This is a genomic window from Marivita hallyeonensis, assembly GCF_900129875.1.
GTDB classification, from domain to species: Bacteria; Pseudomonadota; Alphaproteobacteria; order Rhodobacterales; family Rhodobacteraceae; genus Marivita; species Marivita hallyeonensis.
The window spans coordinates 800,245-825,236 of the sequence record NZ_FQXC01000001.1 but is presented as its reverse complement, the minus strand read 5'-3'; the positions used below and the strand labels follow the sequence as shown (position 1 = coordinate 825,236).

The 24,992-nt window shown below is 61.9% G+C and carries 24 protein-coding genes and 1 tRNA gene; 13 read left to right on the top strand and 12 right to left on the bottom strand.

Annotation, left to right across the window (positions count from 1 at the left end; genetic code table 11):
- Positions 1-31: 31 nt before the first annotated feature.
- The 3 genes from BUA42_RS04170 to BUA42_RS04160 form a co-directional block, all read right to left on the bottom strand.
- The gene (locus BUA42_RS04170; RefSeq protein WP_072776401.1) at positions 32-463 is read right to left on the bottom strand and encodes an acyl-CoA thioesterase; all 432 of its coding nucleotides are present in this window, start codon (positions 461-463) and stop codon (positions 32-34) included.
- A gap of 328 nt (positions 464-791) precedes the next feature.
- Positions 792-968 carry a hypothetical protein gene (locus tag BUA42_RS20925; protein ID WP_245818952.1) on the bottom strand — a complete coding sequence of 59 codons (177 nt, stop codon included), beginning with the start codon at positions 966-968 and terminating at the stop codon, positions 792-794.
- Positions 969-1,089: 121 nt separating this feature from the next.
- Positions 1,090-1,179: transfer RNA gene (locus tag BUA42_RS04160), tRNA-Ser, on the bottom strand.
- Positions 1,180-1,293: 114 nt separating this feature from the next.
- On the opposite strand from BUA42_RS04160, the gene BUA42_RS04155 reads away from it, so the two are divergent.
- Positions 1,294-2,568, top strand: coding sequence for an NADH:flavin oxidoreductase/NADH oxidase family protein (locus tag BUA42_RS04155; RefSeq protein WP_072776399.1), 1,275 nt, complete (start codon positions 1,294-1,296; stop codon positions 2,566-2,568).
- A gap of 244 nt (positions 2,569-2,812) precedes the next feature.
- On the opposite strand, the gene ychF is transcribed toward BUA42_RS04155, so the two are convergent.
- On the bottom strand, positions 2,813-3,910 hold the full coding sequence (gene ychF, locus BUA42_RS04150) for a redox-regulated ATPase YchF (RefSeq protein WP_072776398.1): 1,098 nt from the start codon (positions 3,908-3,910) through the stop codon (positions 2,813-2,815).
- A gap of 120 nt (positions 3,911-4,030) precedes the next feature.
- Between ychF and BUA42_RS04145 the strand changes: the two genes are divergently transcribed.
- From BUA42_RS04145 to BUA42_RS04135, 3 genes are all read left to right on the top strand, one after another.
- On the top strand, positions 4,031-4,918 hold the full coding sequence (locus BUA42_RS04145) for a helix-turn-helix transcriptional regulator (RefSeq protein ID WP_072776397.1): 888 nt from the start codon (positions 4,031-4,033) through the stop codon (positions 4,916-4,918).
- 339 nt (positions 4,919-5,257) lie between these two features.
- Positions 5,258-6,202, top strand: a complete 945-nt coding sequence (locus BUA42_RS04140; RefSeq protein ID WP_072776734.1) for an alpha/beta hydrolase — start codon at positions 5,258-5,260, stop codon at positions 6,200-6,202.
- Between the two features lie 73 nt (positions 6,203-6,275).
- Positions 6,276-6,818, top strand: coding sequence for a nuclear transport factor 2 family protein (locus tag BUA42_RS04135; RefSeq protein WP_072776396.1), 543 nt, complete (start codon positions 6,276-6,278; stop codon positions 6,816-6,818).
- A 4-nt stretch (positions 6,819-6,822) separates the two neighbouring features.
- On the opposite strand, the gene BUA42_RS04130 is transcribed toward BUA42_RS04135, so the two are convergent.
- From BUA42_RS04130 to ppk2, 4 genes are all read right to left on the bottom strand, one after another.
- Positions 6,823-8,196 (bottom strand): MATE family efflux transporter, encoded by a 1,374-nt coding sequence (locus tag BUA42_RS04130; protein ID WP_072776395.1) that lies wholly within the window; start codon positions 8,194-8,196, stop codon positions 6,823-6,825.
- Positions 8,197-8,244: 48 nt separating this feature from the next.
- Positions 8,245-9,156, bottom strand: coding sequence for a nickel/cobalt transporter (locus BUA42_RS04125; RefSeq protein WP_072776394.1), 912 nt, complete (start codon positions 9,154-9,156; stop codon positions 8,245-8,247).
- Positions 9,135-9,737 (bottom strand): DUF1007 family protein, encoded by a 603-nt coding sequence (locus BUA42_RS04120; protein ID WP_245818950.1) that lies wholly within the window; start codon positions 9,735-9,737, stop codon positions 9,135-9,137. The genes BUA42_RS04125 and BUA42_RS04120 overlap by 22 nt, the downstream gene beginning before the upstream one ends.
- A gap of 125 nt (positions 9,738-9,862) precedes the next feature.
- Complete coding sequence (gene ppk2, locus BUA42_RS04115; protein WP_072776392.1) at positions 9,863-10,810, bottom strand: polyphosphate kinase 2; 948 nt, start codon at positions 10,808-10,810, stop codon at positions 9,863-9,865.
- A 149-nt stretch (positions 10,811-10,959) separates the two neighbouring features.
- Here ppk2 and trpA point away from each other — a divergent pair, with 149 nt between their 5' ends.
- The 3 genes from trpA to BUA42_RS04100 all read left to right on the top strand — a co-directional run bounded on the left by trpA (position 10,960) and on the right by BUA42_RS04100 (position 13,072).
- Positions 10,960-11,751 carry a tryptophan synthase subunit alpha gene (gene trpA / locus BUA42_RS04110; protein WP_072776391.1) on the top strand — a complete coding sequence of 264 codons (792 nt, stop codon included), beginning with the start codon at positions 10,960-10,962 and terminating at the stop codon, positions 11,749-11,751.
- On the top strand, positions 11,744-12,535 hold the full coding sequence (locus BUA42_RS04105; protein WP_143152610.1) for a 2-keto-4-pentenoate hydratase: 792 nt from the start codon (positions 11,744-11,746) through the stop codon (positions 12,533-12,535). The genes trpA and BUA42_RS04105 overlap by 8 nt, the downstream gene beginning before the upstream one ends.
- Positions 12,536-12,643: 108 nt before the next feature.
- Positions 12,644-13,072 (top strand): cytochrome c, encoded by a 429-nt coding sequence (locus tag BUA42_RS04100; protein WP_072776389.1) that lies wholly within the window; start codon positions 12,644-12,646, stop codon positions 13,070-13,072.
- Between the two features lie 6 nt (positions 13,073-13,078).
- Here BUA42_RS04100 and BUA42_RS04095 read toward each other — a convergent pair whose 3' ends face one another.
- Positions 13,079-13,540 (bottom strand): MarR family winged helix-turn-helix transcriptional regulator, encoded by a 462-nt coding sequence (locus BUA42_RS04095; RefSeq protein WP_072776388.1) that lies wholly within the window; start codon positions 13,538-13,540, stop codon positions 13,079-13,081.
- Positions 13,533-14,639, bottom strand: coding sequence for an Acg family FMN-binding oxidoreductase (locus BUA42_RS04090; RefSeq protein ID WP_072776733.1), 1,107 nt, complete (start codon positions 14,637-14,639; stop codon positions 13,533-13,535). Before BUA42_RS04090 ends, BUA42_RS04095 begins: the two co-directional genes overlap by 8 nt.
- Before the next feature lie 129 nt (positions 14,640-14,768).
- On the opposite strand from BUA42_RS04090, the gene BUA42_RS04085 reads away from it, so the two are divergent.
- On the top strand, positions 14,769-15,935 hold the full coding sequence (locus tag BUA42_RS04085) for an alpha-hydroxy acid oxidase (protein ID WP_072776387.1): 1,167 nt from the start codon (positions 14,769-14,771) through the stop codon (positions 15,933-15,935).
- 473 nt (positions 15,936-16,408) lie between these two features.
- Here the strand turns inward: BUA42_RS04085 and BUA42_RS04080 are convergent, their stop codons facing one another.
- A complete protein-coding gene (locus tag BUA42_RS04080) occupies positions 16,409-17,872 on the bottom strand; it encodes a DUF4214 domain-containing protein (RefSeq protein ID WP_072776386.1) in 1,464 nt (487 codons plus the stop codon).
- Between the two features lie 121 nt (positions 17,873-17,993).
- On the opposite strand from BUA42_RS04080, the gene BUA42_RS04075 reads away from it, so the two are divergent.
- Positions 17,994-19,394 carry an MATE family efflux transporter gene (locus BUA42_RS04075; RefSeq protein ID WP_072776385.1) on the top strand — a complete coding sequence of 467 codons (1,401 nt, stop codon included), beginning with the start codon at positions 17,994-17,996 and terminating at the stop codon, positions 19,392-19,394.
- On the opposite strand, the gene BUA42_RS04070 is transcribed toward BUA42_RS04075, so the two are convergent.
- Complete coding sequence (locus BUA42_RS04070; RefSeq protein WP_084066103.1) at positions 19,391-20,554, bottom strand: MFS transporter; 1,164 nt, start codon at positions 20,552-20,554, stop codon at positions 19,391-19,393. The genes BUA42_RS04075 and BUA42_RS04070 overlap by 4 nt on opposite strands.
- Positions 20,555-20,699: 145 nt before the next feature.
- On the opposite strand from BUA42_RS04070, the gene BUA42_RS04065 reads away from it, so the two are divergent.
- From BUA42_RS04065 to chrA, 4 genes are all read left to right on the top strand, one after another.
- On the top strand, positions 20,700-21,350 hold the full coding sequence (locus tag BUA42_RS04065; protein WP_072776384.1) for a 50S ribosomal protein L25/general stress protein Ctc: 651 nt from the start codon (positions 20,700-20,702) through the stop codon (positions 21,348-21,350).
- A 224-nt stretch (positions 21,351-21,574) separates the two neighbouring features.
- Positions 21,575-22,774: a glycoside hydrolase domain-containing protein gene (locus tag BUA42_RS04060; RefSeq protein ID WP_072776383.1), complete on the top strand. Its 1,200-nt coding sequence runs from the start codon at positions 21,575-21,577 to the stop codon at positions 22,772-22,774.
- A 123-nt stretch (positions 22,775-22,897) separates the two neighbouring features.
- Entirely contained in the window at positions 22,898-23,716 is an 819-nt protein-coding gene (locus BUA42_RS04055) for a chromate resistance protein ChrB domain-containing protein (RefSeq protein WP_072776382.1), read from the top strand.
- Positions 23,713-24,975, top strand: coding sequence for a chromate efflux transporter (chrA, locus tag BUA42_RS04050; protein ID WP_281249772.1), 1,263 nt, complete (start codon positions 23,713-23,715; stop codon positions 24,973-24,975). The genes BUA42_RS04055 and chrA overlap by 4 nt, the downstream gene beginning before the upstream one ends.
- The last annotated feature ends 17 nt before the right edge of the window (positions 24,976-24,992 follow it).

The following is a 24,992-nucleotide window of genomic DNA, read 5'->3' as shown; positions in this document are numbered from 1 at the left end:
TCCACCAGTTCGAGCCGCTCGGCGCAAACCTCTAGAAGTCGAGATCCTCGTCGCGCACCAACCACTTCTCAAGCGTTTCGCGCACATGCGCAGGCCATTTCAAAGAGCTGTGCTTGTCCAGATCACTGGCCGCCAGAACCTGCTTACTGGTCCAGCGCAGCTCTTCCCCGCATCTGATCCTGTGCCGGAATGTGACCGATGAGCCGCCGATGCGCGTGACGGCCAGGTTGAAGACCAGCGTTTCACCGAAAAAGGAGGGTTTGGAAAAATCACAGCTCAGATGAACGGTCGGAGTCCCCCACCGGTCCTTCCAAATGATCTCGTGCCAAGGATAGCCGATATGCCCCCAAAACTCTTCATTCACACCATTCAGGATGTTGAGATAGGACGGAAAATAGGCCGTTCCGGAAATATCGCAGTCGCCAAAGCGCAATTCACGCTCGGTTTCGAAAACTCTGTCCATGCACTGGCCTCGTCGATCTCGAAGACAGGCTAATGCGAACAGGGCATCAAGACCATGGCGAACTGGATCGACCAGCCCAGGATCGTGCGCATCGGCTGCCAGCGTCTGGCAAATCGCCTCCCACTGTCGGCATCGCACATCCTTACATCCGGCAAAGAATCTGCAGCCAGTTCTTCCATGTTGTGCGACTCGCGAACAATCCACAGCGGACGCTCACCAAGATTATGTGTGCCGGAGTGCAACTTCGCAAAGCGGTGGTTCACTCCTTGCGGAGAACCCTCACAGGCTAGGGGTCCGCATTGGCCCCATTCCCGGCCAGCCGCACCTCTTACGCCTCGATCATCTGAGACCACGTGCGATCCGCCCTACTCCGACCGGCCGTTTCGGAAACGGTGTGCAGGCTCATCCAGTCGATTTCGGGCGGCTCTGCGCCCCGGTACCGACGAGAGACGCGGCGGCGGAGGTGGTAGTTACGGCCTCTTTTTGCGATGACCAAGGCGGACATGTTCTGCGTTTGTCCAGCAAAATGTGGAACTGATCAAGCGGACCAAACACCATCGCCAGTGCGTATACGCCAAACTTCGTCCTACTATCAGTCGGTTATACAATGGCATATTCGAGGAAAATGGCGGAGACGAAGGGATTCGAACCCTCGAGACGGTTTCCCGCCTACTCCCTTAGCAGGGGAGCGCCTTCGACCACTCGGCCACGTCTCCGTCGACCCGTGTAAGGGTGTGGGCTTGCGGGGACAAGGCCAAATTGACAACGTGGGTGGCGAAATAGTGTGTCTGTTTCGACGGCGCACAACTGCAGTGAATTGGATCTCCATTATGCCCGTGTCTCGACTAGCCGACCCGCTTGACCTGCCCTGCGGGGCGCGCTTGCGCAACAGGACCGGGAAGAGCGCGATGACCGAAGCTTTGGCTGGGCCGGATGATGCACCGACCCAAGTGCATGAGACGCTTTACGCGCGCTGGTCTCGGGGTGGAATGGCCCTGCAGGTGACCGGCAACGTGATGGTAGACCGCCGCTATCTCGAACGGCCCGGCAACGTGGTGGTCGAGGACCGGCGTGATATCGACGCTCTGAAACGCTGGGCGGCGGCGGGCAAGTCGGGGGGCGCGCAGATCTGGATGCAGATCAGCCATCCGGGGCGGCAGTGCCCCATCGTCGTCAACACGCGACCCCTGTCTCCGTCGGCGGAGAAGCTTCGGATCCTCGGGCTATTCGGCAAACCCAGACAGATGACCGAGGCCGATATCGAAGACGCGATCGGGCGCTATGCCACCACGGCCGAGGTCGCGAAGGAGGCCGGGTTTGACGGCGTGCAAATCCATGGGGCGCATGGGTATCTCATCAGTCAGTTCCTGTCGCCCATCACCAACCGGCGTGGCGATCAGTGGGGCGGAACCGTCGAGAACCGCGCGCGGTTTTTACGGCGGGTCTATGCGGCGGTACGCGCGGCGGTGGGCCCCGCGTTTCCGGTGGCCGTGAAACTCAATTCGGCGGATTTCCAGAAAGGCGGGTTCAGCCTTGAGGACAGCGCGCAGGTTGCGGCGTGGCTCGATGCGGACGGGATCGACCTGATCGAGCTGTCCGGCGGCACCTACGAACAGATGAGCTTTGTCAACGGCACCGAAGACGAACAGCGCGACAGCACGAAGCGGCGCGAGGCCTATTTCCTCGACTACGCGCGCGAAGTGCGCAAGGCGGTCACCGCGCCGATCATGGTCACCGGCGGGTTCCGGACTGCGGAGGCGATGGAGGAAGCGTTGACCGAAGACGGCATCGACATGATCGGTCTCGCCCGCCCGCTTTGCACCGATCCGGACGCCGCGCAAAAGCTGATGGACGGGACGAAAAGCCGCGTCGGGATCGACGAGGGCGGGTTGATGCTGGGGACAGGGGCGCTTGGGGCGAACACGAAAAGCTGGTTGGTCAATCTCGTGAACACGGTCTCGAGTGTTGAATACTACGCCTGGCAGATGACCCGCATGTCCCGCGGCGAGGCCCCGCAGACCATCCATCGCAACAGCGCCGTGGGCACATTCCTTTGGTATTTGACGGGGACAACGCTGAAGGGGGTGCGGCGGAAGTTCACTTAAAGAGTGCGCCGCGCCATCGACGGGCCGGGGTCTGTCGATCCCCCGAGAGTGCGGTCCGCTTTATCGCGCCAGATGCGAGACAGATCAGAGCGGTACGCCAGCCCATACAAATCGACAGGCCACGGGACGGCCCGTCGATGGCGTGGCGGCTTCGCCGCTATTCACACCACAAGTGCATAGAGGCAGGCGCTGCCAATAGAGTGCAAAGAGCGCCTGCGCCACACGCTGTATCTCTGAGCGAGGCTTAGGTGTTGAACAGGAAGTGCAGCACGTCACCGTCCTTGACGGTATACCCCTTGCCCTCGGCGCGCATCTTGCCCGCTTCCTTGGCCGGGTTTTCGCCACCCAGACTGACATAATCGTCATAGGCAATCGTCTCGGCGCGGATGAAGCCCTTTTCGAAATCGCCGTGAATGACGCCCGCCGCCTGCGGGGCAAGCGTGCCCCTCGTGATGGTCCAGGCCCGCGCCTCTTTCGGGCCGACAGTGAAATAGGTCTGCAGCTGCAAGAGCTCGTAGCCCGCGCGGATCACGCGGTCGAGACCAGGTTCCTCCAGCCCCATCTCGGCCAGGAATTCCTGCGCTTCATCGGCATCCAGCTGGCTGATCTCTTCCTCGATCCGGGCCGAGATCACGACATGACTGTTGCCCTGCGCCGCCGCCATCTGGCCCACGGCGTCCGATAGCGCATTTCCGTTTGCCGCATCTTCCTCGGCCACGTTGCAGACGTAGAGCACGGGCTTCGTGGTCAGCAATTGCAGCATGTCCCACGCCTTGCGGTCTTCGTCCGACACGTCGACCAATCGTGCGGGCTTGCCGTCCTCCAGCATCGCCATCGCGGCTTTCATCAACCGCTCCTGCTGCACCGCGTCCTTGTCGCCGCCACGCACCTTGCGGGTGATGTTTTGCAGGCGCTTCTCAAGGCTCTCGATATCGGCCAGCATCAGCTCGGTCTCGATGGTTTCGGCATCGGCCACCGGATCGATCCGGCCATCCACATGCACGACATCGCCGTCTTCGAAGCAGCGCAGCACATGGGCAATCGCATCCACCTCGCGGATATTGGCAAGGAACTGGTTGCCAAGACCCTCGCCTTTGGACGCGCCTTTCACGAGGCCCGCGATATCGACAAAGGTGATCCGCGTCGGAATGATCTGGGCGGACTTGGCAATCGCCGCCAGCTTGTCCAGCCGGTCGTCCGGCACTGCCACATCGCCGACATTGGGCTCGATCGTGCAGAACGGAAAGTTCGCCGCCTGCGCCGCCGCGGTCTTGGTCAGCGCGTTGAAGAGCGTGGATTTGCCCACGTTCGGCAATCCGACGATACCCACCTTGAAACCCATCTGACTGCCTCCTGCGGCTTCCCGAAATTCGCGCTGCTTCTATGCCGGACCCGGGCGCGCTGCAAGGCACCTCGCCATTCCGGGCCGACACGTTATCTTGCTGCGTCAAAGGAGCCATCGATGCCGCGCCGTTACGCCGAGATCTACCCGTCTCTGCCGCTGCTCAACAGCGACGAGACCCAGCATGTCTCGGCGGCCGCCCTGATGTCAGTGCGCTACTTCCAGGCCGAACCGGACACGATGCCCGAGGATGTCTTTGCCGAGCATCACGTGCTGCTCAACCTGCAGACGGAACCGCATCGCGTGCAGAACTGGCGCGACGGCGTGCTGCGCGATTTCACGCTGCACGAGCACGAGGTCATCATCACACCCGCCGGCATGAAATCGGGCTGGCGCTGGCATGCCCGGTCCGACGTCATCATCGTGACGCTCGACCCCGCCAAGGTGGCACGGTTCGCCGAGACGGAGCTGGGCATGCTTCTGGACACCCAGCAGCTACGCGACACGCCGCAGTTTTCCGACCCCGATCTGTGCACCGCGGGCGTCATGCTGCGCGACGCGCTGGAGGCCGACGACATGTCATCGGGGGTGATGTTCGAGGCGATGAGCCGGGTGCTTCTGGTCAAGCTCCTGCAGCGCTACGGTGAACAGCGCTCCGAAGATGCAGCGCTCAGCGCGAAATTCACCTCGGCGCATTACCACCGGGTGCTTGGCGTCATCCGCTCGCGGCTCGATCAGACCATCACGGTGGACGAGCTGGCGAAAGAGGCGGGCATGTCGCCCTCGCACTTTGCGCGCGTGTTCAAAGAGACGATGGGCACCACGCCGATGCAATACGTGCTGGCTTACCGGATCGAGCAGGCCGCCAGGATGATGACCGATGCAGCGGTGCCTCTGGGAGAGATCGCCCTGGCCTGTGGGTTCGCCGATCAGGCGCATTTCTCGCGCAGCTTCAAACAAGTGACGGGACAGACGCCACGGGCATACCGGGCAGGGCTGGCGGCTTGAGACGGTAAAACAACAATGGATTGTGTTGTTTTGATCGACGCGCCGGTGCGGGATCAAGGCGAAGCCGCCGCACCATCACCAGACCGCCCCCCGGGCTGGTGATTTGGTTGGCGTTGGAGCGTCGTTCATTCTGTGCGCGGATTTGGCAGACATAAAGCGCGTCGCACCGCAGTAGATCACCACCCCGCGGTCTGGAGACGGTGCGGCTCATGCACGATCAAACCGAGATCCTGCAAATAGCAGAATCCTGCAAAATCCAAGCAGCCCGCTTCAAGTAAGCGCGCGGCCTCAGCGGTATCTCTTTGTTCATCGGAAACACGAATGAACGGAGACACCAAAATGAACACCTTCACACTCACCACCGCCGCTGCCCTGCTCGCCTCCACATCCGCCATCGCGCAGGTCGAAACCCGCACGCTGACCTTCGAAAACGAAGGCGCAACCCTGTCCGGGACGCTCTACTTGCCCGAAGGCCATGACGGCTCTGCCCTGCCCACAGTCGTCGTCACCGGCGCTTGGACCACGGTAGAAGAGCAGATGCCCGCCACCTACGCCGAAGAGATGGTCGAGCGCGGGTTCGCCGCCTTCACCTTCGACTTCCGCGGCTGGGGCAAATCCGGCGACCTGCCGCAGAACGTCCGTTTCGTCGAAAGCCCCGAGGCCAAGACATCAGACATCCGCGCCGCCTTCGACTTCGTCGCGACCCTGCCCGAGGTTGACCCGACCCGGATCAACGGCCTCGGCATCTGTGCCTCGGCGGGCTACATGGTCGACGCAGTCGCAGGCAATGATCTGGTGAACCGGATCGGTCTTGTCGCGCCATGGCTGCAGAACGAAGAGATCGTGAACGCGGTCTATGGCGGCACCGAAGGCGTGCAGGGTCTGATCGACCTGGGCCGCGCTGGCGGCATCATCCCCGCCGCTGGACCGGCAGGCACCGAAGGCGTGCTCATGCCCTTCGACGGCTACTATGCCGACCCTGAACTGGGCGCGATCCCGGAATATGACAACCAGTGGAACAACGCGGGCTGGGAAGGCTGGCTCACCTATCACCCGGCGGACAATCCCGCGCGCCTCGATAAGCCGCTGGCCATCGTGCACTCGGAAAGCGCCGCGATCCCTCAGGGCGTGCAGACCTTCCTGAGCGGGTTTGTCGGAGACGCGACCTTGCAGATGCTTGAAGACGTCACGCAGTTCGATTTCTACCACAACCCCGAGGACGTGACCCGTGCGGCAGACACCATTGCCGAGCACTTCCGCGCCACACCGGGTCAGGACAGCTGAGCCCGATACATCGCCGGGGCGGTTCCTCCCGCCGCTCCGGCACCCTCCTCACTTCCAAAAAAGGAACAGACAGATGAAACTCGCACTCTTCGCTCTCGCACTCACCGCAACCCCTGCCCTTGCCGATCTGGCGGGCTCTCCGATCACCGCAGAGACCTTGGTCGATCAGGCCGAAATGGTCCGTATCGCCGATAGCATCGACGCCGCCGTCGACGCGAAGGACTGGACCCTCGCCCGAAGCCTCTTCACCGATGAGATAACCGTGGATTTCACCTCCCTCATCGGTGGAGACCCCGCGACGATCCCGGCGGATGTCCTCATCGCGGGCTGGTCGGCGAACCTCTCGGGCGAAAAGGAAAGCTTCCACCTGCGTGGCAACCATCGCATCACCTTCGACAGCACCGACGAGGCTACGATGCTCAGCCACGGCTACGCCTGGAATCGGATGCCCTCTGGCGCACTGGACGAGAATGGCGGCAACGACCTGTGGGAGGTCTGGGGCACCTATGTGCATGACTTCACACGCACCGAAGACGGTTGGCGGGTCGAGGGAATGACCTTCACCGCCACCGCCGAACGCGGCAGCGACTACGTCCGCAACACGCCGGGAAGCTGAACGTTCACGCCGGGGCTGGGGATGCGCTCAGTTCCGGTACCGTTCTGAACCAGAACCGGTGGTTCAACAGGACAGAGGCCACAGCCAGTCCAAGCACCAGCCCGGTCCAGATGCCGACGCCACCCAAGCCAAAAGTCAAGCCCAGCACGTATGCCGCGGGCAGCCCGATCCCGAAGTAAGACACAGCCGCAAGGATCATCGGCATCTGCGTGTCTTGAACGCCCCTCAGCAAGCCCAATGCCACGACCTGAGCGCCGTCAACGAGTTGGAAAAGCGCCGCCAGGAACAAGAGAACGACACCAATCCTGAAAATCTCGGCGCGGTCAGGATCATCCGCATCAAGAAATATCGACATCAGCGGCTCGGGGAATGTAACGAAAATCGCGATCGTCAGCACCGCGATCCCCGCCGACAAGGCCAGCGCCACGCGCCCCCCGCGCGCCATATGCGACCAGTCCTCGCGGCCAAAGGCATTGCCCGCTCGCACCGTGGCCGCATTGGACAAACCCAGATGCAGCATGAACGTCATCGAGGCCAGTTGGATGGCGATTCCATGCGCTGCAAGCGGCACCTGTCCCAATGTGCCCATCATGATGGCCGACGCGGCAAACAGAAAGCTTTCCGACAGCAGCGTCAAACCAATGGGCCAGCCAAGGCGGAACACCTCCGACAACATTTCGCGATCCGATTTCCACAACCTCTGGAACAGCGCATGCTGCGGCACCCAGACAAGGATATAGCCGATCACAACCAGTGCCGAAAACGTATGCGTGCTGAGCGAGGCCAGCGCCGCCCCGCGCAACCCAAGTTCGGGAAATCCGAAATTGCCAAAAATCAATGCGTAGTTGGCAAAGGCATTGAACGGCACGGCGACAACAGTCACCCAGAACACGACTTGCGTTTTTCCCAGTGCCGCCAGGTAGCTTTTGAGTGTCATCACAACCAGCGCAGGCAAAAGCCCAATCGCCAAGATCCGCAGATACACTTGCGCCCCCGCAGCAATGTCAGGCTCCTGTCGCAGAATCAGAAGCACCGCTTCCGACCACCAAAGCAATGGCAACACAGCGAGGCAGAAAAACGCGGACAGCCACAGTCCCATTCGTGTGGCGCGGCGTACTTTCTGGTCGTCCCCTTCCGCGTCGTACTTTGCCACCATCGGCATGACGGCATAGGCAAAGCCCATTCCAACGACAAAAAGCGTGAAGAACAAGGTCGTCGCCAGCGTAACTGTCGCCAGCGCTTCAGACCCGTAACGACCCACCATAATCGTGTCCGTCAGCCCAATGGCCATCTGTGCCATATGCCCGCCAACAAGCGGCAGACCAAGCACGAGAACGGCCCTGATATGGGCCGGGTATGACATATGAACCGGGTGCATGACGCCTGCGTTAGCGCCGGACAACGCATCCGGCAAGCATAATCTCGGTCAGAGCGCGCGGAGCAGGAACTGGGCGGCGAGGGTGGCAATAATCAGACCCGCACCGGTCTCGATCAGCCCCATGACCCGCACCGCTTGCGGCCCGCCCGCGAAACGCGCCATGGCGCCTTCGCGGAAAGTGACCGAGGCGAAGGCCGCGAAGAGGGTCACGCTCGCGGTGCCCAGCCCCATCGCCAGTGTGCCGAGAATCCCTGCCAGATCGATATCCATCCGAATGGCGAGGATCAGCAGGAACAGCGCCCCGGTACAGGGGCGGATGGCGATGGCACCGATAAGCATCAGCGCATCGCGCAGCGACGCCACGTTCCCGGCTTGCTCTGGCGTCGGGGCATGGGCGTGTCCACAGGAACTGCAAACGCCGTCCTTGTCGTGGTGATGGTGTTCGTGCCCATGTCCGCGCTCTGCCCATGCCGCCCAGAGCTTCAACCCGCCCCTGATCGCCAGCCAGACACCGATCGCGCCGATCGCGGCATAGCTGACCGGCGCGAACCAGTCTTCGGCGGCACCGACCATCTGCTCGCGGCCCAGCCCAAGCAACCAGACACCCGCGTAGACCAAAACGATCGCCGTCAGTGCCTGAGCAATGCTCGACAGCACAGCGAGGACCGACAGCCGCGTGAGTGCGACACGCTTGGCCACGCCATAGCCACTGATGAGAAGCTTGCCATGACCCGGCCCAATCGCGTGGAAGAAGCCATAGCCAAAACACACCGCCATCAAGGTCATGATCGCGCCGGGCTCCTCGGCCCGAAGTGCCCGCAAGCCGCGTGCCATGCCGGACTGCGCAGCGCGCTGTCCCTCGGCGGCCCAGCGTTCCAGCATCTGCGCGCCATCGAAGACCCAGAGCCACGCCGCCAGAGCGACGACCGCAACCGCCGCTAGTTGGAGGGCTGTGCGCATGTCATCGTGATCCGATCCGAGAAATAGATGCCAACACGCATCTCGTTGAAGATGTCTTCCATGTTGCCACTCACCTCTTCCTCGATCTTCGCTTGCGCGACCTGCTGGTCGGGATCGGTGACCGTGGCCGAGCAATCGGGATCGGTAAAGCTGACACCTTGCGAGACGTCATAGGCGACGTAATAGGTCGGGTCGTATTGCAGCACTTCCAGCCCGTCGACGGGGACGGCCGGGATGTCACGATAATGCGTGGCGGTGATCAGGCCATCCTCAACTGCGATCCCGATGGGCCGCGGGCGCGGCATCTCGATCTTTTCGCTGTTTGAGTAGACGTAGAGGTCGCCTTCGAACCCTTCGGGCCATTCGATCAGGTCGAAGCCGAAAAGCGTGTCTAACTCCGCCTCGGTCAGATTGCCGTCGCCATCGGAATCCAATCCGTAGTCTTCGAGGATCAGAAGCGTGAAGAAATCGTCATAGGTCCATGTGACCGTGACACCGGTGATCTCGTTCGCGTCGTTGACCTCGAACCTCAAGGCGGTGTCGACAAAGATATGCGGATGCGCACCAAGGGGCGCAGCCATCAATCCAAGAGCAAGGGCAGCAGCAAACCGTCTCATCGAAACCCGAGGTAAGGCCCTGCGTCGCATAAGACAAGCCACCCCACCGGCAGAAGCGCGGTTTTGCGCCGGTGCCGATGGGTGCGCGGTCAGGTCGCCGATCTGCGGTTCACCGGGTGAAGCGCGGTGCCAAGGATGTGGTCAGAGCGATGGACCACATGATGCGCGCCGCCGACAATGAGTGGATCGGGCGGTGTGGCGATGTCGTGATCCTTGCCCGGATAGTCCAGCGTCGACAGGAAGTGCTTCATGCAGTTCAGGCGCGCGCGCTTCTTGTCGTTCGATTTGACGATGGTCCAGGGCGCATCGGCAGTGTCCGTGTAGAAGAACATCGCCTCTTTAGCCTCCGTGTAGTCGTCCCACTTGGACAGGCTTGCCTTGTCGATGGGTGACAGCTTCCATTGTTTCAACGGATCGGTCTCGCGGCTGGCAAATCGGCGTTTCTGTTCGTCCTGCGTGACCGAGAACCAGTATTTGTAAAGCCGGATGCCCGAGCGCGTCAGCATCCGTTCCAATTCGGGCGTCTGGCGCATGAATTCGAGGTATTCGTTCGGCTCGCAAAAGCCCATGACCCGCTCGACCCCGGCGCGGTTGTACCACGACCGGTCATAGAGCACGATCTCGCCCGAGGTCGGCAGATGCTGGATGTAGCGTTGGTAGTACCATTGGCCGCGTTCCACATCCGTCGGTTTATTGAGCGCCACTACCCGCGCGCTGCGGGGGTTCAGGTGTTCGGTAAAGCGCTTGATCGTGCCGCCCTTCCCGGCTGCATCCCGACCTTCAAACAGCATGACGAACTTCTGCCCGGTCTCCTGCGCCCAGAGCTGCACCTTGAGCAACTCCGATTGCAGCGCCGCTTTCTCGGCCTCATAGGCGCGACGCGACAGCTTGGTCCGGTAGGGGTACTTGCCCGTCTCGAAAGCGCGACGCACCTGATCGGCGCCAACGGCCTTTGCCGGGGCTTCGGGGATCTCTTTCAACGCACCGTTCGACTGGGCAACGTGTTGCTTCGCGGTTTTGGCGGTGTTCGTGGTCATGGCGGCTCCCGAATTCAGATTGGATTTGCCAGAGTTTATCGCGCACTGACAAAGATCACTTTGATGCGCATCAAATCTGGCGTCCCTGCCCCATTGATTTTCCCCGATACATCCGGCAATCGGGGCTGACCCCGAACCAGGAGACTGAAATGACCCGGATTGACGCCAAGTTCGCCGCGCTGCGAGAAACCGGCACAAAAGCGTTTGTCGCGTATGTGATGGCCGGCGACCCGGATTTGGACACGTCGCTCCAACTGGTGAAGGGTTTGCCCGACGCCGGGGTGGACATTATTGAACTCGGCCTGCCGTTCACCGACCCGATGGCGGATGGAACGACCATCCAACTGGCGGGGCAGCGCGCCCTTGAAGGCGGCATGACGCTTGATCGCACGCTGGACATGGTGCGCCGCTTCCGGGAAGGCGACGACACCACACCGATTGTGATGATGGGCTACTACAACCCGATCTACTCGCGCGGCGTGGACAGATTTCTGGAACAGGCCAAGGAGGCCGGGATCGACGGCCTGATCATCGTGGACCTGCCGCCAGAGGAAGACGAAGAGCTCTGCATCCCGGCGCAGGCGGCCGGGCTGAACTTCATCCGTCTGGCCACGCCGACCACGGATGACAAGCGGCTGCCCAAGGTGCTGCAGAACACGTCCGGCTTTGTCTACTACGTCTCCATCACCGGCATCACCGGCGCGGCAGAGGCGCAGGCGACCGATGTCGGGCCCGAGGTCGCGCGGATCAAGGCGGCGACCGACCTGCCGGTGATCGTCGGCTTCGGCATCAAGACACCGGACGCGTCCGAATCCATTGCCAGCGTGGCCGATGGCTGCGTTGTGGGTTCGGCCATCGTGTCCGAACTGGCGAGCGGCAAACCCGTGTCCGAGGTTCTGAACTTCGTGAAAACACTCGCGGACGGCGCACATCGTGCCTAACAACGTGGCCGCGGATCAGCTGTTCGCAGCGTTTCACGGCAACATGCAGGTGCCGCCGCTGACGGAAACGCGCCCTGACCTGACGCTCGATGAAGGTTACCGGATCGCGTCCGATATCCATGCCCGTCGTGTGGCCCGGGGCGAACGCCCGGTGGGGCGGAAGATCGGGTTCACCAATCGCACCATCTGGCCGATCTACAATGTCGATGCACCTGTCTGGGGCTGGATGTATGACCACGCTGTGCAGGACATTCCCTCGGATGGGGTCGTGACGCTGCCCGTGCTTCCAGAGCCAAGGATCGAGCCGGAGATCGTGTTCGGCTTCAAGGCGTCACCGTCACCCGACATGGACGACGCCGCGCTGGTGGATTGCATCGACTGGGTGGCGCACGGGATCGAAATCGTGGTCTCGCTTTACCCCGGCTGGAAGTTCACCGCGCCCGACAGCGTCGCCGCCTTGGCGATGCACGGCGCGCTTTGGATTGGCACGCGCCAGACACCGACACCGGAGCGTCTCGCGGCCCTTGCGACTAGCGCGATCACATTGACCGGTCCCGACGAGACCCATCGCGGCAGCGGGTCCGATGTCCTCGACGGGCCCCTATCCGCGCTGAGATATCTGCTGGGCCAGATCGGCCGCATGCCGAACGCGACATCGATCCAGGCTGGCGAAGTCGTCACCACGGGCACCCTGACCGACGCCCGTCCGATTGCCGCCGGTCAAACATGGCGCACCGAGTTTGACACGCCCCTGCTGCAAGGCCTGACCGTCCACTTCCGCTGACCCCTCCTGCAGAGTTCCAAAACCTGCACGCGCAAAACATGTTCTGAATTTGGAATATGTATGCAATAGTCGGAGCACTGCAGTCACATCAGAAATGAGGGGTTTCTTATGTTTGCATTCAGCAAAACATCGACAGTCTTGGCCGCCGCCGTCTTCGGGACACTCGCGGCATTGCCCGCCTTTGCGCAAGATACGGGCTACGGCCAGGCTCTTTTTCAAAGCAATTGCTCGGTCTGTCACGGACCTACCGGCGCGGGCGATGGACCGGTCGCGGAGCTGTTCTCGCAACGTCCCAGCAACCTTCAGCATCTGGCAAAGGAGAACAACAACACCTTCCCGTTCAGCGAGGTGTATCAGTCGATCAATGGGCGTCGGGATATCACCGCGCACGGGAATTCAGAGATGCCGATCTGGGGCAATTACTTTCTTGAAGACGCCCTGCCGCAAACATTTCATCCAGGCGTCACCGCAGAGGATATCGTTCAGGGGCGGATCCTCGCGCTCGTGTATTATCTGCAGTCCGTTCAGGAGATGTAGGCTGACCTAGACGCGCGCCGCGTCCAGCCGGATGCGGAGCGCTTCCAGGTGATCCGTGATCTCCCTGACGACGTCCATCGGCAGCGTGTCTGCGATACCTGCAACGTCCGGCGCCATTCCGGCGATGGCGTCGTCCCGAAACCTGCGGCCTGCATCGGTCAGCCAGACCTGCTTGCTGCGCGCATCTTCGGGATTCGCCCGCATTTCCACCAGACCGCGTTTCTCCAACCCGGCCAGCGTGTGGGTCATCGACGTCTTCGGGACCTGAAACGCACGGGCGACTTGTAACGGCGTCTGCCCGTCCTTCACGCGGATCAGATGGTTGATCACCGTGAAATGCGGCAGCACCAGACCGTCGGGCAGCCGCGCCTCGAACATGGCGCGGCTGAGTTGACTTATGATGCCGATCTCATTGAACAGGCGGAAGTAGAGGCCCGTGAGTTCGGGCGTGTCGGTGGTCTCAGGCATTCCTCATCCGGGTTTCCAGCGGCCATCGCGGCGTGCGGGCCGTGCGCGGAGCGTAGCCCAGAAGCCCCAGCATTTGAACCGTGCCGCCACCTGGTGCGTAAGCGTCGTGGATCGCGGCATAGACCTCGGCCATTTCAGGGTATTCCTGCAACGCCTGACTGACCGGACGGACCGCCAATCCTGCGCCCGTGGCGGCGAGGTTGAGCCGCAGCCATGTGGCGCCCGCCGCGATCTGGTCTTCGCGTGTGTTCGAAGGCGTGGTCTGAACGATCATGGCCGGGGCCGTAGCGATGGCGTTGCGCGTGTCCTCGACCGCGCCGCGCGTGCCCGGATTATTCAGGTCGGACGCCGCTTCGCGCGTGAACAGCCCGGCAGCCGCCAGCAACTCCATCTGCGTGCCGCCAACGTCGATCCCGTCCGGGTTGGCATTGATTTCGGCCTTGCCGATGCGCAGAAGATCGACGCTTTCCTGCCACGCGTCCTGCGTGCTGGCCTCGATCAGCCAGGCCTCCTCGGCCAGAGTCCGCAGTGCGGTGGCTTCGTCGCCCGCAAACACCTGCGCATAAGGCGCGAGAACCGCTTGCGCGTCCGGGCCAACGGACTGGCCATCAAACGCCTCCTTGTGCGACCGCCGCTCCATGACATGCGCGAAAAGCGGATCGGGTTGAGCCGCTCCGGGGACGAACCGGCAGAACGCAACAGGGCCGTCTTCACCTTGCGGAAACAACGTCTGTTCGATCCCGACCCCATCCTCCGCCGCGGCCATGCGCATGAGTTCGAGGAAGCAGCCCATGCCGATGGTCAATTGCCGGGCGAAGGGGTCGGTCACAGGCAGATCGCGCGCGGGGTCGCGCCAGATGGCGACGGTGTCGTCGCCGATCAGTTCGGCCTCCCACGGCTGGCGGTTGTGCGGATTCGGCGCGAGCAGCGCATAAGACAGTGCGCGCATGCGCATGTCACCGTAGCCGCCCGCCATGTCCCACGGGGCCAGCGCCCGTGTGGGCGTTCGCGTGTTTGCGAACACAGCAAAGCCAGAGGTCGCGGCAACAAGTGTGCCACCCCCCAGAAGTCCAAGTGTCTTGCGTCGGGAAAGGGTCATCGGAATCTCCATTAGTTCGATGTCGTACTATGTAGTCCGATGTCGTACTATTCAAGTTCAAAATGACGCGTTGTGTGAAATTTTCCATATTGGTAAAGAAACCTAACCAATACGAGCGAGGGACACGCCATGGCCGTCATCACCGAAATCGAGGACCTGCGCCGCATCTACAAACGCCGCGTGCCGAAGATGTTCTTCGACTACACGGAGTCGGGCAGCTGGACGGAACAGACCTTCCGCGAGAACACCTCGGACTTCGACAAGATCTACCTGCGCCAACGCGTGGCCATCGATATGGAAGGCCGGTCGACCAAGACGCAGATGATCGGTCAGGACGTGTCGATGCCGGTAGCGCTTGCGCCCGTAGGCCTCACGGGGATGCAGCATTTCGACGGTGAGATCAAAGCGGCGAAGGCGGCCGAGAAATTCGGCGTGCCCTACTCGCTCAGCACCATGTCGATCTGTTCGATCGAGGATGTGGCTGCCAACACGTCAAAGCCGTTCTGGATGCAGGTCTACACGCTCAAGGACGATGATTTCATGCAGCGGCTCTTCGACCGGGCGAAGGACGCAAAGTGCTCGGCGGCGATCATCACGGTCGATTTGCAGCTCTTGGGCCAACGGCACAAGGACCTGAAGAACGGCCTTTCCGCGCCGCCCAAGCTGACCCCTGCATCGGTTGCCAACATGATGACCAAGGTGCAGTGGGGCCTCGGCATGCTGCAGACCAAGCGACGGTTTTTCGGCAATATCGTCGGCCATGCGAAGGGGGTGAAGGACCCCTCATCGCTGTCGTCCTGGACCGCGCAGGCGTTCGACCAATCGCTCAACTGGGATCGCATCCGCGAATTCCGCAAGATGTGGGACGGGCCGCTTATCATCAAGGGCATCATGGACCCGCGCGATGCGAAGGAGGCCTTGAACGTCGGGGCAGACGCCATCGTCGTGTCGAACCACGGCGGGCGGCAGCTTGATGGCGCGCTCTCGTCGATCCGCGCGCTGGAGCCGATCGTGGATGCCGTTGGCGACAAGATCGAGGTGCATATCGACAGCGGTATCCGGTCCGGGCAGGACGTTCTCAAGGCAATGGCGATGGGCGCGAAGGGCACCTATATCGGGCGGGCCTATGTCTACGGGCTGGGTGCGAAAGGTCAGGAAGGTGTGACCGATGCACTGAATGTCATCCACAAGGAACTCGACATGTCGATGGGCCTTTGCGGGCGCACGGACATTCATGACGTCGATAAAGACATCCTGATGATCCCAAAGGGATTCTCAGGTGACTGGGCAGAATAGCCAAACGCTGCGCCCCGCACCGGGATCAGACCGGTCGGGTCTCTGGCGTCGGGTCGCTTGACCCTGTGATCTTTGGAAAGAAGCGGCGCCGCTCTATGAGCCTGACGGTTCTCTCAACGTCCCCGATTCAACGGGCGACCTGTACTTGGGGGATACCCAAGCCTGTTCGGAAACCGGTCTCTCATGGTCAGCCTTCCGGCGTGTGAGAGGATGTCAGATTTCAATTCGCGGCATGGGAGTGACCCTTCCCGCTCAAAGCGCTTTGTGGCGGGAGTTGTGGCCCACGCATGGTTAATGATTGCGAAACACTCCGTTCGGTCGATGCCGAACACTGTGCCTCGATGTTTCAGAGCGCGAGAGAGTTTACGCGCCTTCTGGTCGCGCCTGCTCAACATCGGCAGTCGCCAGGATGAAGCGGTCGTGGCCAAGACATATCAGACGGTCTTGGCACGTTCCCAAACTGCGCTCACGCCTTAGAGGTAGAACGGATCGTCCAGAATACCGGTGAACTGCACCAGCAAAGCGCCCGAGTCCGGGTCAGCCGCCGCGTCGTACAGCGTGTCCACCATCGCCTTGCCGGCAACGATGCTGGACTGCGACCCGTCAAACCCGTCAAACAGCGCCTCGGCCTCTTCGACATCGTTCAACCCTTTGATCCCCGCAAAGTAGAGACCAAGATTAGTTTTGGCATCAAGATACGCATTGTCGACCAGTCGCAGGGCGCTGGTCTCGGCGGCTTCACCGGGTGCCGGGTCCGCCTCGACCCCGCGCAGGACTTCAAGCACAAAAGCGTCGCGGGTGATTTCGCCTGCCTCAAGCGCGCTGGTCCAGAAGGCGAGTCCGTCATCATCCACCGCACGGTTGAGCACATTGGCAAAGACGGACGACACCATCTCGGCAACACTGCCGTTCAATTCGAGATCGTTTTCGGCCTCGGTCGATGTCGCGAAATAGGCCGACACTTCCTCCAACGACATGCCCTCTTCCATCGCGGCCATCCAGAAATAGAGCCCCAGCGCATCAGGCGCGCGGTCAAAATACGCGATGTAGAGGCTGGCCAGATCGGCGATCTGATCCGGATCCAGCGAATAGGGGACTGTCAGGAAGGACCAGTCGATCGTGCGATCGGCAAATTCGAGGCGCTCGATGTCAAAAATCGTATCAGTGCCATCGCGACCCTCCACGCGGTCGGTCACTGTGGTCACACCGCCGTAATAGCCAAAACTCAGCGTGATGGTGTAGGACGTCGCATCGCCAGTAAACACGGCTGTGTCGATCTCTTTCATCTGTGGAGCATCATCGCCGACAAAGTAATACCCGGGCTCGCCGCTGATCCAGTCGTCGCCGGCGCCGCCTTCGAACTGGTTGTTGCCAGAAGATGCGCTCAGACGGTCGTTGCCCGCCCCGCCGGTCAGCGTGTCGTTGCCGCCATAGCCGATGAGCTCGTCATCGCCGTCATCGCCCTGCATGTTGTCGTTGGACCAGTAACCGCCAAAGATGCGATCATCGCCAGCGTAGCCGCGCAGGACGGGGTAGCCATATCCCCCCTGGTGATTGACGACGTAGATCAAATCGTTCTCGGCCAGCAACAACGCCTCGGGCGATGGAAAGGTGCCGTCGTCGGCCAAGACCGCCTCGAAATCGGCGAATTCCACTGCCATTCCCTGCGCCATGAACATCAGTTCGGGCCATTTGGAGTCGGGCGAAATGGCATCGCTGAAGTAGTGCCCCATCACCCCGACCACCGTACCGGAAATCACCCCGTTGTCCGCCTGCGTGAAACTGCCGGAATACTGGTTGGTAAAGGCCCCCAACCCGCCATGCGTGACCGTGATCAGATTGGGGCTGAATTCAATGCTGTAGAACGGGTAGATGACGTCCTGATGGTCAAAGCTGTTCAGCAGGTCGAAATTCCCATCCAGATAAACAGTCGCCATAACTCGCACTCCTACGAACCTGATCATTCAACCGTATAGTGGTTTGTTAACCCCCTCAAGCGCGTCGTCACCAAGCGCATTCAGGCTTTTCGTGCTCCATGATCCGTGACAGGCTTCCCGAATGTCTGATCAGGCCGTCTTTCTCAAAGGCAATCTCTTTCGCCACATCTCTGTGATGTCCCTGACGGCTTCGGTCGGGCTCATGGCCGTCTTCGCGGTCGATTTCGTCGACATGATCTTCATCTCGATGCTGGGCAAAGAAGAGCTCGCCGCCGCGGTCGGGTATGCGGGTGCGATCCTCTTTTTCACGACCTCGTTCAACATCGGCATCGCCATCGCGGCGGGGGCCTTGGTGGCGCGCGCGCTAGGGGCCGGAGACCCGGAACTTGCGCGTCAACGTGCGTCGAGCGCTCTGGTGGCGGGTGTCCTTCTTGCCATCGTGTTCGCGGCACTGGTCTGGCAGAACCTCGGTTTTCTTGTCGGTCTGCTGGGCGCGACAGGCGAGACGGCTGATCTGGCCGTTCTTTACCTGTCGATCATCGTGCCCTCGCTGCCCGTTCTCCTGATCGGTATGGCAGGGGGCGCGATCCTGCGCGCGCATGGCGATGCGCGGCGTGCGATGACGGCGACGGTGGTGGGCGGGGCGGTGAACGCGGCAGTTGCACCGGTGTTGATCTTCACCTTCGGGCTGGAACTCATGGGTGCGGCCTTGGGCAGTGTCATTGCCCGGTTCACCATCGCGGGGCTCGCCTTGGTGCCGATCTTCCAGCACCACGGCGGATTGTCCTGGCCGCGCTTCGCCGGGTTTTTCAAAGATCTGACGCCGATCCTCGCGATCTCTTTGCCCGCGATCCTGACGCAGCTGGCAACACCGGTCGGACAGGCCTGGGTGACGCGCGCGATGGCCGAGTATGGCGAGGAGGCGGTGGCGGGCATGGCCATCGTGGGCCGCCTGACGCCCATCGCCTTCGGCACGATCTTTGCCCTGTCGGGCGCGGTCGGACCGATCATCGGCCAGAACTACGGCGCGAAAGACTTTGTCCGGGTGCGCCGGGCGTTGTTTGACGCGCTGCTCTTTACCGGGATTGTCGTGCTGGTGGCGACGCTTGCGCTGTTCGTGCTTCGCAGCCATATCGCGGCGCTCTTCAACGCGCAGGGAGTGTCCCTGACGTTGATTTACCTCTTCTGCGGTCCTTTGGCGCTGGCGTTTTTCTTCAACGGGATGCTCTTTGTCTCGAACGCCTGCTTCAATAATGTGGGACGCCCATTCTATTCCACATGGCTCAATTGGGGACGGCACACGCTGGGGGTTATTCCCTTTGTCTGGGTCGGGTCGCTGCTTTTCGGCGCACCGGGGGTGCTGATCGGGCAAGCCGCGGGAGGCGTTCTGTTCGGGGTTCTTTCGGTGATCTTGGTGCGACGCACCATCGATGCGGTCGAGGCGCAGGACGAAGTTCCGAAGTCGCCCTGGCTGTTCCAGCGTCAGGCGCGGCAGATCGCGCTGTTCTTCGGGCGGCGCTAAAGTGCGCGCGCGCGGGCGCGGACGGACAAGAGCGGCACCAACACCGCCGCCACGACGAGAAGCGACGCCGCAATCGCTCCGAAGGCAACGCGCAGACTGTAGGCTTGCGATAGCCCTCCCATGAGCATCGGGCCGATGAAGAAGGCTGCATACGCCAGAACCGACACCCGCGCGATTGCTACCGAGCGTTGATCGTCGGTCACGTACCGCCCCATCCACCCGAAGGCCATCGGCACCACGACCGATATGCCAAGCCCGGAGAGCGCGAAGCCGAGGTAGGCCAGCGCGATATTCGGCGCCACCGCCGCCAAAAGCGCGCCGCCGCCCGAGAGCAGACAGGCCCATCGGATCACCACAAGTTCGGACACCCGGTTGGCGAAGACCTGTCCCGACAGTCGCCCGACCGCCATCGTAAGGCCCAGCAGCGTCGGCCCCAACGCGCCTCCTGCCGCGCCTGCGTCGAGCGTGCGTTCGAGATGCAATGCCGACCAACCTTCGGTGGCCTGTTCGGCCATGAAGGCGACCAGCAGGATCAGCGCGACGGGTGCAAGCAGCGCCCAGGGCAGAGCGGCCGGCAGGACCGGTGGCGCCGTCCCGGGCACGCGTCGCGCCCGGGGCGTGCCGGACGACAACAGCGTGAGACTTGCCAGCGCGAGGAAGCAACCCGCGAAGATGCCAACGGGTCCGATATGCGCTTCCCGCGCCAGCCCCGTCGCGAAAGCGGACGCAGCATAGGCAACGGAAAAGACCCCGTGGTTGAGGTTCATGAGTGATCGCTTCAAGCGCGCCTCGATAGCGCTGATGCGGGCGTTGGCGACCACGTCGAGCGTTCCCGAAGTGATCGACATCGCAATGAACGCGAGCGTCAGGCCGATTGCCCCGGTCACATGGCCGATGGGCAGGGCCGCCACGGCAACAGCCCCGGTCACGACCGGCAGGATGCGCGTGCCGAACACGCGCTCGGCCACCGGGGCGAGCCACATGGCCATGACCGCGCCAAGCGCGCCAATCGTGAGGCAAATGCCGAATGTCGCGTCATCCAGCGCGACCTGTTGCTTCACCTCGGGCACCAGCGCGGCGAAGGCCCCCCAAAGCACGCCAATCGCCGCGAAACTCGCGGCGGGTTTGCGGCTTTCGGCAAGGTCCTGCAACATGCTCATGTCCGACGCTGTGTCACGGGCGGCGCGGCGCGTCCAGCCCCGTGCGCTTCGGACTTGCATCATGGAAGAATCCGGTCTATCGCGCAGCCTTCATGCGGGGTGACAGCCTTGGAGGCACCCTGCCCTTACAATTTGGAGATATATCATGGCTGGTGAGATTCCTGATCTCGAAGCTCTGGAACGGACGGGGACAGGCAAGGGCGCCGCTCGTCAGGCACGCCGCGACGGCATGGTTCCGGGCATTGTGTTTGGCGGCGACACCGATCCGCTTCCGATCAACATTCCCTTCAACGTCCTTCTCAAGCGCCTGAAGAAAGGCCGCTTCAAGTCGACGCTGTTCAACATGAAGGTCGAAGGCCACGACGACGTTCGCGTGATCTGCCGCGACGTGCAGCGCGATGTCGTGAAGGACCTGCCGACGCATGTCGATTTCATGCGCCTGCGCCGTACGACAAAGATCAACCTCTTCATCCCGGTCGAGTTCCTGAACGAAGGCGCGTCGCCCGGTCTGAAGAAGGGTGGCGTTCTGAACGCCGTGCGCCCCGAGGTCGAACTGATCGTGACCGCGGGCGACATCCCCGAGAAGCTGACCGTTGATCTGACCGGCCTCGAAATCGGCGACACGGTGACCATTTCGGACATCACGCTGCCGGAAGGGTCGAAGCCGACCATCGACCGCGACTTCGTGATCGCAAATATCTCGGCACCGTCCGGCCTGCGCGCCGCCGACGACGCGGAAGCCGAGGCAGAGACCGAAGCGGACGAGGTCCCGGCAACCGAGCAGACCGAAGAGTAATCGGTCATATTCCGAAAAGAAATCGGCCCTGCCAAAACGGCAGGGCCTTTTTTGTGTTCGATATGAACTTCAGAGCACTTCGCGCGACGATATCTGACGATCCTTACTCTGCAGCGACCTACCCGTTATTTGACCTGACAGTTTGAGACCGGCTCAAACCTGTCGCGGAAACAGCGATTTCGGCTTATGCTCGGTACATTGATGCCGATAGCCGGGGTTTGCCCGTGGTCCGATTTGTCTTTCACTCAATTCTTGCCGGTCTGGCAGCGTTATCGTTCTTTGCGTCAGCGCTGGCTGCAGAAACGCGCATCGCGATTATCGACACGGCGTATGACACGCGGCCATATCTGGACAAACTCAAGGAGCGCGGGGTTGCGGTGATCGGCCGGTACTACGCACGCTGTGATCAGCCGGAGTACGGTCTGACGCAAAAACGGCTCATCAATCAAGGGCTGCCAAATGATCCTAGCAGCGAGGTGGCACAGCTCTTTGCAAAAGGCTTCGCGATCCTGTCGATTTACCAGTATTACAGTAACACGCCGAACAAGTTTCACGGTCAAAACCGTGACGGCGAAGCCCTGCCCGATGCAAATTGCCAATGGACCGGATTTGCCCGCACGGTCGAGGAAGAGGCGCGGCTTGACGTGGATGCGGCGATTTCTCAGGCGCGATCGGTCGGACAGCCGCCAGGAACGGCAATTTACTTCGGTGTCGACTTCAACTTCCAAGACAGCGACCGCGAGACTATTGATCTGATGCAGCGGTATTTCCGGGTGATCCGCCGAAGCATGGTTGCCTCGGGCTACAAACTTGGGGCTTACGGCAGCGGACGTGCGCTGGAGATCCTGCAGCAGACCGACGGTGGGCTGATCGATTACGCTTGGATCTCGGCATCTCGTGCGTTTACCGGAACCAGCGAATTCCACCGCTCCGGCAACTGGCACCTTTTTCAGAACCAAGTGGATCGCGAATGGTTTGGCACACCGCGTTCGGGTGGCGGATGTACCCATGGCCTGCCTCTCGATACCAACGTCCAGAACATGTTTCAGTCTACAGATGTGGGGTTCTGGCAAGGCAACACTTCGTTTGTAGTCCCGGAAGAACGCACTTTCGACATCTTCGCGACCCGCCGGTTCGCCTGCGACGGAGATGCGGTCATTCGCCGAGAGAAATCGTCTTCGGCGTCGGATGTGCTACGGGCCAAGCAGTGCAAAGGTGGCAAGTCGCTGCGGGTGCCGCCAAAGATAGATTATGCCAACGCGGCGCGGATCGGTGATGTGACCGACACGCTGGCAGAGGTCGACGTGGATGACGATGGTACATTCGATGGTTGGACCCGACACAACAATCTGACCGGGCATTTTGGATGGAAACCGGACTGGATCTTCGACACTTCACGCCGCAATAGCCAGTCCTGTGGGTGACCACCTTACTTGACAGCGCAAGTCCCGGTCTGGCACGGATACGCCATGGGGCCGCGGACGCCTCGTGAGGCGACAGCCCAAGACCCGCATCCTGACAACCTGTATCACGGGAAGGATGCCGCCATGGCCTCACCAACGGAAATCACACCTGCCCAACTGGGACGCCTGATCGGAACGCCGAACGCGCCGGATCTGATCGATGTGCGCATCGACGCGGATTTCGCGGACGATCCGCGGCTGATCCCCGGCGCACGGCGCCATCCGTTCACCGAGATCGAGAGGCTCGTTCCGGAGCTTTTCGAAAAACCGGTGGTCGTCTACTGCCAGAAGGGCTTCAAGATCAGTCAGGGTGCCGCGGCGCTTTTGCGGGCGGCTGGGATATCCGCCGAGACGCTGAAAGGTGGGCAATTCGCCTGGCGCGACGCGGGGCTGCCTTTGGTGGAGACGGGCAGCCTGCCCCGACCGGACGCCGCCGGACGCACCGTCTGGGTGACGCGGCACCGGCCCAAGATCGATCGGATCGCCTGTCCCTGGCTGATCCGGCGCTTTGTCGACCCGCTCGCACGCTTTCTGTTCGTGGAACCGGGACAGGTGCTGAACGTGGCCGAGAAATTCGGTGCGACGCCGTTCGATGTCGAAGAGGTTTTCTGGAGCCATCGCGGCGACGCCTGCACATTCGATACGATGCTGGACGAATTCGGGCTGCGGACCGAGGCGCTCGACCGGCTTGCCGTGATCGTGCGCGGCGCGGATACCAACCGGCATGACCTTGCGCCCGAGGCAGCAGGGCTGTTGGCCGCTTCGCTTGGTCTGTCCCGGATGTACCGCGATGACCTCGCCCAGCTTGAGGCGGGCATGGGGCTTTACGATGCGTTCTACCGCTGGGCGCGGGATGCCACGGACGAAGGGCACGACTGGCCCGTGACCGGAGCGCCGTCGTGACCACGTCTTTGACAGAGCTTTTCAAGGTGTTCCTGAAGATCGGGATGCTGTCGTTCGGAGGGCCAGCGGCACAGATCGCCTTGATGCACCGCGTCCTTGTGGATGAGCGGAAATGGCTGAGCGAGCAGCAATATCTCAACGCGCTCAGCTTCTGTATGCTGTTGCCCGGACCGGAAGCGATGCAGCTCGCCACCTTTTCCGGATGGCGGTTGCACGGGCTTGTCGGCGGGCTGATTGCCGGGCTGTTGTTCGTGATCCCCGGCGCGCTAGTGATCTTTGCGCTGGCGATGTTCTACATCACGTTCGGCGACGTGCCGCTGGTCAGCACGTTGTTTCTGGGTGTACAGGCCGTGGCGGTTGTCATCGTGATCGAGGCCTTGCTTCGGGTGTCGCGGCGTGCGCTGGAGGGTCGGTCGCATTGGGCCCTGGCAGCACTGGCATTTGTTGGACTTTTCTTCTTCGCTGTGCCGTTTCCGATCATCATCCTAGCGGCCGGGCTGTACGGAGCGTTGGCGGCGCGCGGTGTTGCGACTGACGCGGCGCCTCTTCCCGTTGTATCTTGGCGGCGCACCGGGCTGACAATTCTTCTGGGCCTCTTGATCTGGGGATTGCCGGTGCTGGCGCTTGATCTGGTGTTCGGTGGGACGATCCTGACCGAGATCGGGCTGTTCTTTTCAAAACTCGCGGTGGTCACCTTTGGCGGGGCTTACGCCGTGCTGGCGTACATGGCGCAGGAGGTGGTTGCGGACTACGGCTGGCTGAGCGCGACCGAGATGATGGACGGGTTGGGGTTGGCCGAAACCACGCCGGGGCCGCTGATCCTTGTGACGCAGTTTGTCGGAACCCTTGCGGCGTTTCGGGACGGCGGATACGGGCTGGCGGTGGCCGGGGGGTTGGTCACGCTTTGGGTCGCCTTCGTGCCCTGCTTCCTCTGGATTTTCGCGGGCGCGCCGTATCTTGACTGGATCTCCGCCCAGCCACGCCTGAGCGGCGCGCTGCGGGCGATCACGGCGGCGGTGGTGGGGGTGATCCTGAACCTGTCGCTCTGGTTTGCGATGCATGTGGTCTTTGCCTCTGTGATGCAGGTATCATCAGGACCGGTGACGCTTTGGCGACCGGAAGTCGCCACGGTGCGATGGGAGGCTTTGGTTCTTATCGCGCTGGCCGCAGTGCTGCTTTTGCGCGCGCATCTGGGCATCGGTTGGGCGCTTGTGATCTCGGCCGCTGCCGCGTGGGGATTGTCCTTCATCCCGATGTGACCCGCCTTTGCGCCCCG

Excerpts from the sequence above, each read along its gene's own strand:
- ppk2 (WP_072776392.1), bottom strand. The coding sequence starts at position 10,810 with ATGACCACGAACACCGCCAAAACCGCGAAGCAACACGTTGCCCAGTCG.
- BUA42_RS04145 (WP_072776397.1), top strand. The coding sequence starts at position 4,031 with ATGCCGCGCCGTTACGCCGAGATCTACCCGTCTCTGCCGCTGCTCAAC.
- BUA42_RS20925 (WP_245818952.1), bottom strand. The coding sequence starts at position 968 with ATGTCCGCCTTGGTCATCGCAAAAAGAGGCCGTAACTACCACCTCCGC.
- BUA42_RS04125 (WP_072776394.1), bottom strand. The coding sequence starts at position 9,156 with ATGCGCACAGCCCTCCAACTAGCGGCGGTTGCGGTCGTCGCTCTGGCG.
- BUA42_RS04080 (WP_072776386.1), bottom strand. The coding sequence starts at position 17,872 with ATGGCGACTGTTTATCTGGATGGGAATTTCGACCTGCTGAACAGCTTT.
- BUA42_RS04170 (WP_072776401.1), bottom strand. The coding sequence starts at position 463 with ATGGACAGAGTTTTCGAAACCGAGCGTGAATTGCGCTTTGGCGACTGC.
- BUA42_RS04135 (WP_072776396.1), top strand. The coding sequence starts at position 6,276 with ATGAAACTCGCACTCTTCGCTCTCGCACTCACCGCAACCCCTGCCCTT.
- BUA42_RS04055 (WP_072776382.1), top strand. The coding sequence starts at position 22,898 with ATGGCCTCACCAACGGAAATCACACCTGCCCAACTGGGACGCCTGATC.
- BUA42_RS04065 (WP_072776384.1), top strand. The coding sequence starts at position 20,700 with ATGGCTGGTGAGATTCCTGATCTCGAAGCTCTGGAACGGACGGGGACA.
- BUA42_RS04085 (WP_072776387.1), top strand. The coding sequence starts at position 14,769 with ATGGCCGTCATCACCGAAATCGAGGACCTGCGCCGCATCTACAAACGC.
- BUA42_RS04095 (WP_072776388.1), bottom strand. The coding sequence starts at position 13,540 with ATGCCTGAGACCACCGACACGCCCGAACTCACGGGCCTCTACTTCCGC.
- trpA (WP_072776391.1), top strand. The coding sequence starts at position 10,960 with ATGACCCGGATTGACGCCAAGTTCGCCGCGCTGCGAGAAACCGGCACA.
- BUA42_RS04140 (WP_072776734.1), top strand. The coding sequence starts at position 5,258 with ATGAACACCTTCACACTCACCACCGCCGCTGCCCTGCTCGCCTCCACA.
- BUA42_RS04130 (WP_072776395.1), bottom strand. The coding sequence starts at position 8,196 with ATGCACCCGGTTCATATGTCATACCCGGCCCATATCAGGGCCGTTCTC.
- BUA42_RS04090 (WP_072776733.1), bottom strand. The coding sequence starts at position 14,639 with ATGACCCTTTCCCGACGCAAGACACTTGGACTTCTGGGGGGTGGCACA.
- BUA42_RS04075 (WP_072776385.1), top strand. The coding sequence starts at position 17,994 with ATGTCTGATCAGGCCGTCTTTCTCAAAGGCAATCTCTTTCGCCACATC.
- BUA42_RS04070 (WP_084066103.1), bottom strand. The coding sequence starts at position 20,554 with ATGAGCATGTTGCAGGACCTTGCCGAAAGCCGCAAACCCGCCGCGAGT.
- BUA42_RS04100 (WP_072776389.1), top strand. The coding sequence starts at position 12,644 with ATGTTTGCATTCAGCAAAACATCGACAGTCTTGGCCGCCGCCGTCTTC.
- ychF (WP_072776398.1), bottom strand. The coding sequence starts at position 3,910 with ATGGGTTTCAAGGTGGGTATCGTCGGATTGCCGAACGTGGGCAAATCC.
- BUA42_RS04155 (WP_072776399.1), top strand. The coding sequence starts at position 1,294 with ATGCCCGTGTCTCGACTAGCCGACCCGCTTGACCTGCCCTGCGGGGCG.
- BUA42_RS04120 (WP_245818950.1), bottom strand. The coding sequence starts at position 9,737 with ATGGCTGCGCCCCTTGGTGCGCATCCGCATATCTTTGTCGACACCGCC.